This window comes from Salinibacterium sp. NG253 (genome assembly GCF_015864945.1).
In the GTDB taxonomy this organism is placed as follows: Bacteria; Actinomycetota; Actinomycetes; order Actinomycetales; family Microbacteriaceae; genus Rhodoglobus.
The window spans coordinates 1,635,156-1,649,298 of sequence record NZ_JADYWF010000001.1 but is presented as its reverse complement, the minus strand read 5'-3'; the positions used below and the strand labels follow the sequence as shown (position 1 = coordinate 1,649,298).

7 protein-coding genes are annotated in these 14,143 nt (G+C 60.1%); 1 reads left to right on the top strand and 6 read right to left on the bottom strand.

The window, feature by feature from the left end; all coding sequences use genetic code 11:
- Window positions 1-9: 9 nt before the first annotated feature.
- The 6 genes from I6E52_RS07845 to I6E52_RS07820 all read right to left on the bottom strand — a co-directional run bounded on the left by I6E52_RS07845 (window position 10) and on the right by I6E52_RS07820 (window position 6,134).
- Window positions 10-1,398, bottom strand: coding sequence for a bifunctional dTDP-4-dehydrorhamnose 3,5-epimerase family protein/NAD(P)-dependent oxidoreductase (locus tag I6E52_RS07845; protein WP_197156110.1), 1,389 nt, complete (start codon window positions 1,396-1,398; stop codon window positions 10-12).
- 2 nt (window positions 1,399-1,400) lie between these two features.
- Window positions 1,401-2,399: a dTDP-glucose 4,6-dehydratase gene (gene rfbB / locus I6E52_RS07840; protein WP_197156108.1), complete on the bottom strand. Its 999-nt coding sequence runs from the start codon at window positions 2,397-2,399 to the stop codon at window positions 1,401-1,403.
- Between the two features lie 5 nt (window positions 2,400-2,404).
- The gene (gene rfbA, locus I6E52_RS07835; protein ID WP_197122515.1) at window positions 2,405-3,274 is read right to left on the bottom strand and encodes a glucose-1-phosphate thymidylyltransferase RfbA; all 870 of its coding nucleotides are present in this window, start codon (window positions 3,272-3,274) and stop codon (window positions 2,405-2,407) included.
- Between the two features lie 61 nt (window positions 3,275-3,335).
- On the bottom strand, window positions 3,336-3,785 hold the full coding sequence (locus I6E52_RS07830) for a hypothetical protein (protein WP_197156105.1): 450 nt from the start codon (window positions 3,783-3,785) through the stop codon (window positions 3,336-3,338).
- 28 nt (window positions 3,786-3,813) lie between these two features.
- Window positions 3,814-4,617 carry an isocitrate lyase/phosphoenolpyruvate mutase family protein gene (locus tag I6E52_RS07825; protein ID WP_197156102.1) on the bottom strand — a complete coding sequence of 268 codons (804 nt, stop codon included), beginning with the start codon at window positions 4,615-4,617 and terminating at the stop codon, window positions 3,814-3,816.
- A 59-nt stretch (window positions 4,618-4,676) separates the two neighbouring features.
- Window positions 4,677-6,134, bottom strand: coding sequence for an MFS transporter (locus I6E52_RS07820; protein WP_197156100.1), 1,458 nt, complete (start codon window positions 6,132-6,134; stop codon window positions 4,677-4,679).
- Window positions 6,135-6,633: 499 nt separating this feature from the next.
- Between I6E52_RS07820 and I6E52_RS07815 the strand changes: the two genes are divergently transcribed.
- Window positions 6,634-13,890, top strand: a complete 7,257-nt coding sequence (locus I6E52_RS07815; protein ID WP_197156097.1) for an SdrD B-like domain-containing protein — start codon at window positions 6,634-6,636, stop codon at window positions 13,888-13,890.
- The last annotated feature ends 253 nt before the right edge of the window (window positions 13,891-14,143 follow it).

Here is a 14,143-nt window from a genome sequence, read left to right as displayed (position 1 = left end):
GCTGAAGCTCTAATCCCGCACATCACCACGGCCCAGATATTCTCTGAGCGCCACATCAGCATCCCGCGCCCTGAAGCCGGTGGCCTCAATCTTGGTGAGGTCGAGCACGCTATTGAGCGGTCGAGGAGCGCCCTGAGCTGTGGCGAAATACTCGGCCGTGTCGATGCCCGTCACGCGAGCTGCGTCGTGGCCGGTCAACTCGAAGATCCGTTGAGCTAGGGCGGCCCACGATTGTGGCTGGCCCGCATTGGTCACGTTGTAGGTTCCAAACGCTGCGCGAGTGGCAATCAGATGGCGGATGCCCGCTGCGAGATCACTCGCAAAAGTGAGCCGCCCGACCTGGTCGTGGACCACGGACGGAGAGCTGCCGCGCTCGGCAAGGGAAGCCATGGTGCGCACGAAGTTGGCTCCTTCGCCGATGACCCAACTGGTGCGCACGATGTAGTGCCGCGGCACGGTCGAGACGATGGCGTCTGCCGCTGCCTTCGTCTGCCCATAAACGCTAAGCGGTGATGCCGGCTCGGTCTCCGGGTGCGGTGCGGTTGTGCCATCGAAGACGTAGTCGCTGGAGATGTGGATGAGGGTCAGGCGATGCTCCGTCGCAATGCGAGCAAGGGCTGCCGTGGCGGTCACGTTGATAGCCCATGCTGCGGCACGACCTTGTGCCGTTTCTGCGGCATCCACTGCGGTATACGCGGCGGCGTTGATTACGACGTGGTAGTCGGGCCAATGGATGTGGTCGAAGCATCCGCTGTCGCTGAGGTCAATGTGGTCACGAGTCGCAAACTCGGCTGTCGGTATCGTTTCGCGGAGTGCCGTGCCCAGCTGGCCCGCCGCTCCAAGTATCAGTGTTCTGCGACGAGCGAGGGGGGTTACCGCCGTGAGCCGCGGATGCGCCCGGTCCTTGTCGCTGAGTTCGGCATCCTGCAGGGGGATCGGCCAGTCGATGGCAACGCTCTCGTCGGCAAGGTTGAGGAAGGTGTAGCTGGCGCTGGAGCTCCAGTGCTCGTTGACGAGGTAGCTATAGGCGGTGTCAGGCTCGAGTGTTTGGTAGGCATTGCCGACGCCGCGGGGAATGTAGATGGCGCGTGCCGCGTCGAGCTCCGCGGTGAACACTGTGCCGAACGTGGCTCCAGCACGGAGGTCGACCCAAGCTCCAAAGATGCGCCCTGTGGCAACCGACACGAGTTTGTCCCACGGTTCAGCGTGGATGCCACGAGTCGTACCGATGTCGCCGTTGAAGGAGATGTTGTGTTGCACTGGGCCAAAGTCAGGAAGCCCAGCAGCGGTCATTTTTTCGCGCTGCCAGTTCTCTTTGAACCAGCCACGATTGTCGCCGTGCACCGCCAGCTCTAGCAGCAGCAGTCCGGGGATAGGGGTCTCTGTAACGTGGGGCATCGCTACCGAGCCTGCGACAGATAGCGAGCCTCGGTGGCGGCCTTCTGCGGCTGCCACCAGTCTTCGTTGTCGCGGTACCACTGCACGGTTGCCTCGATACCGACCTCAAAATTGGAGAACTGCGGCATCCATCCGAGTTCAGTGCGAAGTTTCGTGGAGTCGATGGCGTAGCGCACATCGTGCCCGGGGCGCTCCGCAACGTGATCGTAGGCATCCGTCGGTTGGCCGAGGGCAGTAAGGATCAGCTCCATGACTTCTCGATTGTTTTTCTCGCCGTCAGCCCCGATGAGATACGTCTCGCCGATGTGGCCTCGCTCGAGAATCGTTAGCACGGCAGCGGAGTGATCGGCGGCGTGAATCCAATCCCGCACATTGAGGCCATCGCCATAAAGCTTGGGGCGCTCACCGGTGAGCACATTGGTAATCTGGCGAGGAATGAACTTCTCAACGTGCTGGCGTGGGCCGTAGTTGTTGGAGCAGTTGCTGATGGTGGCCTGCACACCAAATGACCGAACCCACGCGCGCACGAGAAGGTCTGATCCTGCTTTGGTCGATGAGTACGGGCTCGACGGGTTGTAGGGAGTCTGCTCGGTAAAGCGGCTCGGGTCATCAAGCTCGAGATCGCCATAGACCTCATCGGTGGAGACGTGGTGAAAACGCTTCTGGTGACGTCGCACCGCTTCGAGCAGGATGTAGGTGCCCACGATGTTGGTGTCGAGAAACGGCCGTGGGTCGTCGAGCGAATTGTCATTGTGAGATTCGGCGGCGTAGTGCACCACAATGTCGGTTCCGGCGACGAGCGCGTCAACTGCCGAGGCGTCGGTGATGTCGCCCCGGACAAAGCTGAACCGTGCCGCATCAAGCCCGTCGAGCGACGCACGATTGCCGGCATAGGTCAATTTGTCGAGCACGGTGACGTGATGGTCGGTGTTCTCGAGAATGTAGTGGACGAAATTCGAACCGATGAATCCAGCGCCGCCGGTCACAAGCATCCTGCTCATCTGGTCTACCTCCCGCGTTCGAGCATTTCGAGCAAATACGAGCCGTATCCCGATTTGGTTAGGCGTTCGGCGCGCTCACGAAGTTCGTCGTCGGTCAGCAATCCTCGGCGCCATGCGACTTCTTCGGGGCAGCCAATTTTGAGTCCCTGACGTCGGGAGATCGTGCGGACATAGTCACTGGCATCCGTCATCGAATCAAAGGTTCCGGTGTCGAGCCAGGCCGTTCCTCGCGGCAAAACTTCGACCTTGAGTTTTCCGGCATTGAGGTAGGCGCTGTTCACGTCGGTGATTTCATATTCGCCGCGGGCGGAAGGGGTGAGCCCGGCGGCAATATCGAGCACGTCATTGTCATAGAAGTAGAGCCCGGGCACGGCGTAGTTGCTTTTCGGATGGGCCGGCTTCTCATCGAGGGAGACAGCGATAAATTGGGAATCGAATTCGACAACGCCATAGGCTTCGGGCTCCGCTACCCAGTAAGCGAAGATGGCAGCGCCGTCGATGTCGGCAAAGCGGCTGAGCTGAGAACCGAGGCCCGGTCCATAGAAGATGTTGTCGCCCAATACCAGCGCCACGGAATCATTGCCCACAAAGTCGGCACCAATAACGAAGGCCTGAGCGAGCCCGTTCGGTTCGGGCTGCACGGCGAAAGTCAGAGAAATACCGAACTGCGAGCCATCGCCGAGGAGCTTCACGAACTGCTCCGCGTCATGCGGGGTGGTGATGATCAGGATGTCGTTGATGCCGGCAAGCATCAGCGTAGACAGGGGGTAATAAATCATCGGCTTGTCATAGATAGGCACGAGCTGTTTGGAAATGCTCAGCGTTATCGGGTGGAGCCGTGTTCCAGACCCGCCTGCAAGGATTATTCCCTTCATGAACCCAGTATTGTGCGCTAGCTGTACATCGCCTAGCGCTTTACAGGATTGGTCCGCTGCCCTACTGGCTCTGAACGGTGAGGTTTTTGGCCATGGTCTCAAGCACTGTGACTGTGGTCTCGTATTGCTCAGGGGTGACGCCTTCAGTCGCCTTCTGGCGGCCCGCGGCGATCACGACGGTGAGGCGGTCGACAACAACGCGGCCGCGATCGGTGAGTTCAAACAGCGCGCCGTCGGTCGTGAGCCACTCGCTCTCGACAAGTTCATTGAGCGATTCGAGCGACGTGGTGTGCAACCCCTGCGTGGGGGGCACAGCGCCGTTCGCGCGGTCTAAGAACGGCGCGATTTCGATGTCGAGAAGCTCGACACCGGCAGCGCCTTTCGACAGCACAGTGAGCAGTTGCCATTGGCGGCGGGTAATTCCGTGCTCTTCGAGGGTGGTGGCGAAGAGCTCATCAATGATGCGATCGACGAGCTTCACCCAGTAACTGATGGGTTGTTGCGTGTCCATAATCCGACAGTACTCCTCGTGTCGCGAATTAGTAGACGAAACCGAGTTCTTCGGGGTAGTCGCCCAGAGCAGTGAGCTGGGTAGCCGCCTGCTGCAGGTGAGACAGGGTGAGACCGAGCGTGCGCGGTCCAAAGCTCACGCGAGCTACGCCGAGCTCGGCGAGAGTCTTCAGCGGCACATATCCTGTTCCGCCAATCACCGAAATGGGCCCATCGATCTGAGCGATCGCCTGGGCGACCATTTGCTCGTTAGTGAGGCCGAGAACGAAAATGCAGTCGGCGCCAGCGGCAAGGTAGGTGTTTGCGCGGGCGACCATGTCATCCCATTCGCCGCCACCGGCCAACACATCAACGCGGGCGTTGATCGCGATGGGCACACCGGTAGCGTCGCCAGCCGCGCGGGCTGCGGCAACCCGAGCCGCTGCGTGATCGAGGTCGAACAGCGGAGCCTTGGCTGGGCCCGAGCTGTCTTCGATGTTCAGCCCAGCAGCGCCAGCCGCGATCAATCGTTCGACGTTTGCTTGCACGCCGGCGGCATCCGGCGAGTAGCCCTTTTCGAAGTCAACCGAGACGGGGATTTCGACGGCAGTACAGATAATGGATGCCGCCTCGATGGCCTGATCAACGGTGAGGCCTTCGCCGTCGGAAACTCCGCGGGCGAAACTCACGGCATGGCTTGCGGTGGCAAGGGCGCGAACGCCGGGAGCCTCGGCAACTACGCGGGCGGTGATGGCATCCCACACGTTGGAGACGATCAGGGGCGTGCCAGGGATGTGGAGTGAGCGCAGAAGTTCGGCGCGGGCGGCGGGGGAGCTGGGGGCGATTTCAGTCATGAGCCAAGCATCCCTCTAGTGGGCTGTTTGGCACCAGTGAATTTCGGACTCTACCCGAACTAGTCGATGACTGACTGCTTGGCCTTCACCGGCAGCATCAGCACGAGACCAGCAAGCAGCACGATCACGATTCCGATGATGCCGTAGCGGGTGTCGCCGGTCATGGCGACGAAGAGCGTGAAAAGTCCAGGGGCGAGAAAGCTCACGGCGCGGCCAGTCGTGGCGTAGAGGCCGAAGATTTCGCCCTCGCGGCCGACTGGAGTAACGCGAGCGAGGAAGCTGCGGCTTGCCGCCTGCACCGGTCCTACGAACAGCGTCAGGAAGAGGCCAGCGATCCAGAACCCGGTTTGGGCATCGCCGACGAAGAGCACGGCGAGGCCGGCGAGTACGAGGCCGATGAGGGAGCCGATGATCACATTCTTGGCCCCGAGCTTGTCGTCGAGCCATCCGCCAACAAACGTTCCGATGCCGGCCACGAGGTTGGCGGCGACGGCGAAGTAGATGACCTCGCTCGGGCTGAAGCCAAACACCTGCGCCGCAATGATCGCGCCGAACGTGAAGACGGCGGCGAGACCATCACGGAACACCGCGCTCGCGAGCAAGAACATGAGAACCTGCGGGCTCTTCTTTGCGAGGGTCTTGATGGTGCCAAAGAGCTTGGCGTAGCTGCCGAAGAAGCTCACGCGGTTCTCGCGGGCGCCAGCAGGAATCTCGGGCACTGCAATCAGCACGGGGATGGCGAAGATCGCGAACCACACCGCGGAGGCAAGCACGGCGTACCGCACATCGAGCGCACCGCCATCAGCGCCGAAGGGCACATTGAGCAGACCGTTACCGGTCTCGCTTCCAAAGTTCTGAATAAACAGCACGAGCAGGATGATCAGCAGCACGATTCCGCCGATGTAGCCGAGCCCCCAACCGAACCCAGAGACGCGGCCCACTGTCTTAGGGGTGGACACTTGCACGAGCATCGCGTTGTAGTTGACGCTCGCAAACTCGAAGAAGATATTGCCGGCGGCGAGGAGTGCTGCGCCGAGATAGATGTACGACGGCACCGGCACCACGAAGAACATGGCACCCATTGCGACCACAACGAGGCCTGTATTAATAGCAAGCCACAATTTTCGGCGACCAGAACCATCCGATCGTTGCCCCAAAATGGGAGCGAGGACGGCGACGAGGAAGCCGGCAATCGTGAGTGCCCCCGAGATGATAGTCGTGTTGTTTGCTTTGGCAAGGACGAGCGCCGGGTTCTTGTCGTCATCGGCTGCTGCGGCAACGATCTCGGGATCGATGAATAGACCACTCGCCAGGTAGGTGCTGAAAACGAACGTGGTGACGACCGCGTTGAACGCGGCGGAGCCCCAATCCCAGAGCGCCCACGCGCGCACGCGGCTCTTGGGGATCGGAGAATCAGCGAGGATTCCCTGACCTACCGTGCCAATGGCTCGCGTATTCGACACGCGAGGAACAGCGGGAACGCTAGGGACGTCGTTGTCGGGAGTCTTGTCCGTCATGCGAACAGGCTAGTGGTGCGCGGTAAACAATTGGCGCTGATGCTGCGACTCGCGTGTTGGGTCCCCAATATTGCGGTGACAACGCTCTCGAAAACTAGACCACTTGCGGCTCTGTGTGGTGTACCCCGGTGTGCGCTGTTGCAGCGTGGGCGGCGGCTGCGGTTGAGTGACAGAAGGTCCCATGGAAGTGGAAACTGACAAAAGAAGCTGAGAAATGATCCTAGGATTCTGGCGAATTGCTCACTCGTCGCGATGAACTTCGGATTCGTTAGATTCGGAATTGTCTAGGCGTGAGGGGACAATCCGGGGTACGTTTGAGTCTAGTAGACCTTCCCGTATACCTCGCACCGACTGGAATACGAGTGGTCTCGGCGCTTCGGATGCACGCGTTGTCGTGCGCCGAAACGCCCCGATAGCTGCTTGTCCGCATTGACCACCTGACGACGATGGATCCGTTCGAGCTCGTTGACCAACGCACCCACACTGTAAGGCCATTTTTGTGAAGCTTCTCCTGCGCTCTCTGCTCGTTGCCGCTCTGATTGCGGCGAGCATCACCGTCCCTGCGTCCATCGCCACCGCGGCGGGTGACCCTGACGTGCAGCTCGATCGCGAGGTCAGCGCTTCTACGCTCTACGGCAGTGACGTTTCCGTGACGCTGTCGGCGCAGCAATCCTCGGTGCCCGCCATTAACGCCTATAACTTGACATTCACCGACGTATTGCCTCCTGGCGCAACGCTCACCGATTCGAGCTCTCCCGTTAGCCAACAGATTGCCCTCCCCGGCGGAGCGACGAAGCTCATCTGGAACAACGTGGCTGACCTGTCTGCGGGTATCGTCGTGCCGCTGACGTACTCATTCTCTTACGACACCGCTACTTACGACGTGGATGACTCCTTCACGAGCACCGCTGAAGCGTTCGTTAACTCAAACCCACGTGTTGTGGTCGAATTCAACGCTGCTAACGGCAATGTCATCAACGCCACCCGCACCGGGTGGGACACCGCGGAGTCCACGACCACGCTGATCCCCTTTGAGCTCGCCAAGAGCGAACCGAGCACAGAAGGTGAACTGCGCCGTGGTGTTCACGATTACAAGACCGTCTACACGCTGGAAATAACGAACAACAGTGTTAACGACAGCACCGGCTTCTCCATCGTTGACTACCTGCCGGCCGGGCTTGAGTTCCTTGGCTGCGCAACGCAAGACAACAGCGCCGCCGGTACTGAGGAGTACCCCGGATCAGGACGCATCGACGACACCCTCTTTCCGGCGGATGTGAATTGCAATGGCTTCGTACCTACTGCATCCACGGTGACTATCGACCCCGATGGTGCCGGGCCGCTCCTCAACGATGTCTATACGAAGGTGGAATGGACCTCTCTCGGCACGATTGCTGCTGGAGCAACGCTCACGATCGACTATGCCGCCGCGATTCCGCTGCGGGAGAACGTTGCAGCCGCGGGAAACGCCACCGCGAATCTCGATAACAACACGGGAGACCTGACCGAAGACGAGCAAGAGCTCATCAACTACGCAGAGGCCACCGGAACATACAACTCAACGGTCTATACGGATTCAGACACCGCGACGGTGACTGCCGAAGACGTTGCGATTCAAAAGTCCGTCGATTTGGAGTCGATTGCGCAAGGCGAGACGAGCGTGTGGTCGCTCGACTACCAGTCCTCCGAATATGCCCAGTCAACGAGCATCATCAGCGTGATCGACACCATCCCCGACGGCCTCGACTACGTCACAAGCTCGCTCACGCCCGAATCTGTCGTGACCAATGCCGACGGCACAATTACGGTGTCCTGGAACGCAGCAGCGTTTGCGGCGGCATCCGCATCGGCAACGATTACTGTGACCACGATGACGCGCACCGAGTACCGCAATGGTGGCGGCCCCGTGAGCTCGAATGATTCGTGGACCAACACGGTCACCCTCGACGCGACGGCTGAAATTATCACCGCGAGCGATGGAAGCACTGCAGAGCTTCCCATTGTCGACGCATCGGGTGCCGGCCAAACAGCGCAAGGCATCAGCATCAACAAGCGCGTCGCTCAGCCAGCAGATATCGCTACAACTTGTGGTGCCGAAACGGGCTTAGTGTTCAGCGAAACCGTCACCGGTCCGTTCCATCCTGGCGATCTGGTCTGCTACGAACTGACCGTTGATTTCCCGGGAATCTTGGACACCCTCGAAACCAGTGTCGCCGACTTCCTTCCTGCCGGTTTCACCTATGAATCGTTCGAGTACACCGGCAACAGCAGCATCACCGCGGCGGACGGCGTCGCTTTCTCCAACGAGACCGACTCACCTCTGCTCACGTGGGACATTGGCCAAGTGGATGCGGCAGCCGAATTCCAAGTTCTTGTCGCGGCCAGAATCTCCGATCCTGCTGCGGTCACCGATGGTTCGATCGTCGCGAACATCATGAAAATGACCTACGAAAACACTGCTGGTGATGTATTCCAATTGCGTGATCAAGCGGATACAGAGCTCGAAAAGCCGACCGTGAGTCTGGCCAAGGGCATCACGGAGCTCAATAATGACCCTATTGCTGGTGCTCCGGTCGACACGATCACGGTACAGGCGACCGATCGTCTGACTTACTCGATCGTGGTGACCAACAGCGGTCTCCAAGACGCAGACAATATTTCGATTCGGGACAACCTTCCCAGTCTGCTCGAGTGCTCCGATATTGAATTGATCAGTGATAGCGGCGCCTGCGCGACATCCGGAGGAGTGGATTCCATTGAGTGGACAATCCCTGGACCGCTGGCAGCGGGAGACAGCTATACGGTGACCTACGACGTGGTTACCCCGGCCGATTCCTCTCTAGGGGATGAGTTCGTCAATACCGCTGGTGTTCGCTCCTACGAAGGAGACACGAACAACGGCGATCCGCAGCTCTATGTTCCCGAGAACAACATCGACCCCACATTGGAAGATGACGCCAACAGCATTGAGGCGAAAGACACCGCTAGCGCGAATATCGACAGCCCGACCGTAGTTAAGGCGGCTACCACTTCGATTGACGAATCCGGAAATAATGCCGGAACTGAAGCCACGATCGGTGAACTCATCACCTACACCGTGACCACCACGATCCCTGAAGGCACGAGCGCCTTTAATAGCCCCGCAGTGACCGACATCATCAGCGACGATCTCGCCATTGTCGGAACACCGACGTTCACTGTCGACGGAGGAGCTCCGCAGGATGCTGATGTCAGTGGCCAGTTAGTAACGGCGCCCTTGGGGGCGACGTATGAGAACGTGGCAAACAGCGGAGATGACCTCATCGTGCTCACTATCGTGGTGCGTGTCCTTGACGCTGATGGTCCAGTTCGCGGCGAAACCGTGTCGAACAACGCGACCTTCACGTGGGATCACGTTGACGGCGTTAGCGACTCTGGGGTGAGCGACAGCGTCACGACGACCATCGTCGAACCCGATATCGACATCCAGAAGAGCAGTAATGCTGTCGCCGCCGAAGTGGTCGCTGGCCAACTCGTCGAGTACACGCTCGAGTTGCGCAACAGCGGCGCTGCGAATGTCTCTACCGCCCACGACTCGCTCGTTGTTGACACGCTGCCGGATACGGTCCAGCCCGTCGATGCCGCCGGTGACCCCGTCAGCGGCGACCAGACCCTTCCGGGTGGTGGCGAGTGGAACGAAAGTGCCCGCACCATCACTTTCACCGTCGCGAGCATCGCTCCCGGCGCCGGCCCCGACTTCACCTACACCGTCATCGTCGATGACCCACTGCGCGGCGGTACCACCATCGTGAACACCGTGGATGCCACGACAACGTCGATCGCCGGCACTGATCCTGACGAACGCACCTCTGATTCAGTGCTCGGCACTGAAGCTGGGGGCTACCAAGACTCCAGCATGGTGACCCTCCAGACCCCTGGAGTCGGCGTCGCCAAGACGGCGACCCCAGCAACGCGCACGATTGGTGAGGTTGTCACCTACACGGTTGAGGTGACGATCCCGAAGAGCGTTGTGGCCGACGACACCACGATCATCGACACGATGCCAGCCAACGTTCGTTTCGGGGAGTTCCTCGACTCTGTGTGTGACCAAGAAGGTGCCCCCTGTGCGGCAACCACCGAGGTTATCGGTGCGCCAACAGCGACCGACCGCACCATCGGTTTCTTCCTTGGCGACTTTGATCCTGCTGCGGCAGAAGATCGGGTCATCACGTTCCGCTACACGGGTATCGTGACAACGGCTGCTACAGACGGCAGCACGCTCGTCAACACCGCGCGGCCTTACTGGAACGACACCAACCTCATCGCGGGTACCCCGACAACGGTGCCAGATCCGGATGACTTTGATGCTGTGGGAACGCCGTCGACCGCGAACACTGCGGTTGTCGAGCCGACTCTCACGATTGACAAGAACGTTGACGGCCCGCTCACTGGACCGGACGCGCGACGGGCCGAGCCAGGCGAACCTCTCGACTACACGATCATCGTGACCAACACGGGTACCTCACCCGCCTACGACATCACGGTGACAGACACTCCCGATGACCGCGTTACCGCGTTCACCAGTACAGACCCAGCCGGTGTCACGAACACTGACTCTGACCCCTCCGATGGCACCTTGGGTTGGACGATTGCGGGCCCGCTCGCAGTCGGCGACTCTGTCACCATCACGTACTCCGTGACGATGCCGCTTGTCAGCGTGGCGGACGAGAACGCGGCTTCAGCTGAGGTCGTCAACACCGCAGATGTGCCGCAGTACTTTGGAGTTCCGGCCGCTGACCGTGATCCTCTCATCGAGTACAACGACTACGACGATGTGACCGAAGATGTCGTGAGCGTCGAACTCGACCTCGCCTCGATCGGTGACTACATCTGGTACGACGTCAACAACGACGGCGTGCAAGATGCTGGCGAGCCTCTCCTCGAAGGCGTTGGAGTGACTGTCGTCTACCTCGGTGCCGACGGCATCTTCGGTACTGCCGACGACGAGACCTTCACTACCGCTACCGACTCTCTTGGCGAGTACGTGGTCGAAAACCTTCCCGGCGGAACTTACCGGGTGACGGTGGATGCATCCACTCTCCCCGCTGGCATGACGCCGAGCTACGATCTTGACGGCGGCTCTGTAACGCCCAACGGTGTGTGGCAAGGCACGCTCGCTGAGGATGCGGACAAGCGTGACGTCGACTTCGGTTACACCGGCACCGGTTCGATCGGTGACTACATCTGGTTCGACCAGAACATTGACGGCGTTCAAGATGCGAATGAGCCAGGCCTCCCCGGCGCGACCGTCACGGTCGTCTCCGGCGGCCTCGATGGTGACCTCGCGACCGCGGCGGACAACATCACGTTCACGACCTCGACGGATGGCAACGGGCAATACACGGTGAGCGATCTGCCTGCTGGCCCGTACACCGTGACCGTGACTGACTTGCCCGCGGGATATGTGGTGGTTTCTGATCCGAACGGTGGAACGAGTTCGACATCCACGACGTCTTTGACGGCGGGCCAGAACCGCACCGATCAGGACTTCGGGTACAACGGCACGGCATCCATCGGTGACTACGTGTGGCTTGATCGCAACAACGATGGCGTTCAGGACCCGACCGAGCGCGGAATCAACGGCGCTCAGGTTCAGTTGACGTGGTTTGGTGAAGATGGCGTTGCTGGCGGCGGAGATGACGGTGTGTTCCTCACCACGACTGACGCCTCGGGTGCCTACCTCTTCCCCAACCTATTGCCCGGCGAATACTCGGTCCAGATTCTGGGTGGGTTGCCCGACGGCGTAGTGAATAGCTTCGATCTCGATGGCAACAATGACTCGCAGACTCCGGTGACGCTTGCCCTCGGCGAGGCAATCGACGATGTTGACTTTGGTTACTTCGCAGATTCCGTTATTGGGGATCGAGTGTGGTGGGATGTCGATGCTGATGGTGTTCAGGATCTGGATGAGCCTGGACTGAGCGGCGTCGACATCCGGGTAACGTACTTTGGTGCTGACGGCGTTGCCGGCGGAACTGGTGTGGACGCCGACGTGGTGTACACCGCTCAGACTGATGCTGAGGGCGACTGGATTGTCATCAACATTCCTGACGGCGAGTACCTCGTCGAGGTTGTCGGTGGCGTTCCTTCTGGGTTTGAGCAGACCTATGACGACGACAGCGGAACTATCGGTCTTGACGACAACTCGGCGACCACTCTTGATGGCTCCGATCTCAATCAAGACTTCGGTTACACGGGAGATTCCAGCATCTCTGACACTGTCTGGCTCGACCTCAACAACGATGGCGTCCAAGACTCGGGTGAGCCCGGTCTGCCGAACGTCGACGTGACATTGGTCTGGTTCGGGCCGGATGGCGCAGCAGGTGGCGGCGATGACGTCACGTTCGTCGAAACGACAGACGCCAACGGTGAGTACCTCTTCGATGGTCTGCCCGAGGGCAACTACACGGTGACTGTCGACACGGCGACTCTGCCGGCGGGCCTCCTGCCGACGTTTGACGCTGATGCTGGCACGAACCAACCGACGCCAGGCACGCCAGCCTCTGGTGTCGACGCGGACTCCACGACAGCCGTAGCGCTTCCGGCCGGAACCGATCTCGAGAACATCGACTTCGGTTATGCGGCAACCGGTTCGATCGGTGACACCGTGTGGCTCGATCAAAACGGCGATGGTGTTGTCGATGACGGCGAAGCGGGAATCCCCGAGGTCGACGTCACGCTCACGTGGGCTGGCCTTGATGGCATCCTCGGCAACGCTGATGATGTGGTCTCGACCACGACAACAGATGCCGACGGCAACTACCTCTTTGAGGATCTCCCCGAGGGGCTGTTCACGGTCGAGTTGGCCAACCTGCCCGCGGGAATCGTCCCGACGGCGGACCCCGACGGCGGATTCGACAACGCATCGCAGCTCATCCTCTCCGCGAGTGAAGAGAACCTCGAGCAGGACTTCGGCTACGCCGGTGACGCTGGCGTTGGCGACCTGCTCTGGCTCGATGTGGACAACGATGGGGTGCAAGGAACGAACGAGCCTGGTCTTGAGGGAATCGTGATTACCGTCACGACCCCCGGTGCGGACGGCATCTTTGGCACCGACGACGACATCGTCATCACGACCACGACGGATGAGAACGGTAACTACCTCGAAGAGGGGCTACCGGCCGGCGAGGTGCAGGTTTCCTATGATCCGACGACGCTGCCTGCGGGCTATGTGCCCAACGCTGACCTCGACGGTGGCGACCTGTTCGAAACGACGACCACTCTCACCGCGGGCGAGACCCGTGATGATGTTGACTTCGTCGTGATCGGCAGTGCCACTCTCACCGGTGTTGTCTTCGATGATCCTGATGGGGACGGCATCCGTGACAGTGGAGAAGCAGGCATTCCGGATGCCACGGTTGATGTGGTCTGGGCTGGACCGAACGGTCCCGTCACGATCACGGTCATCACCGACGCAAATGGCGAGTGGATCCTCACGAACCTGCCGGCGGGAACCTACACGGCAACAGTCGACCTCGACACAGTTGATCCTGACTACCGGCCGACTACGGGAACGTCGTCGACGGTAGAGTTGCCGGCCTTTGGTTCGCGCTCCGTCATTCAGGGGCTCACGACGATGCTGCTCGCGTTCACCGGCACCAATATCGCCTGGGGCGGTGGGCTTGCGGTGCTTCTGTTGCTTGCCGGGCTTCTGCTCGTTGTGACGCGAGCTCGTGCTGGCGGCAGAGAGACACGGGCGTTGACAACAGGCAAGTAGTAGCGATTGCACGATAGGCGCGGTGAGTGCGCGGGGCCACATGGTTCTGTTCGCACTCACCGCGTTTGTCGTTGTGGTGGGGTAGCTGGGCGTTAGTTTGGCCTTGTCCTCTATAGGGCCCACAAAGAGGGGGACGTAGACGCTTCTGTGTACCCCTTTTTGTGGGCTATTGGGAGGACTAGGTCTCGTTTAGGCTTGAAATCGGTTTACCTGACGGGCACCCGATATTTCGCTCGTCTGGAACGAACCAACC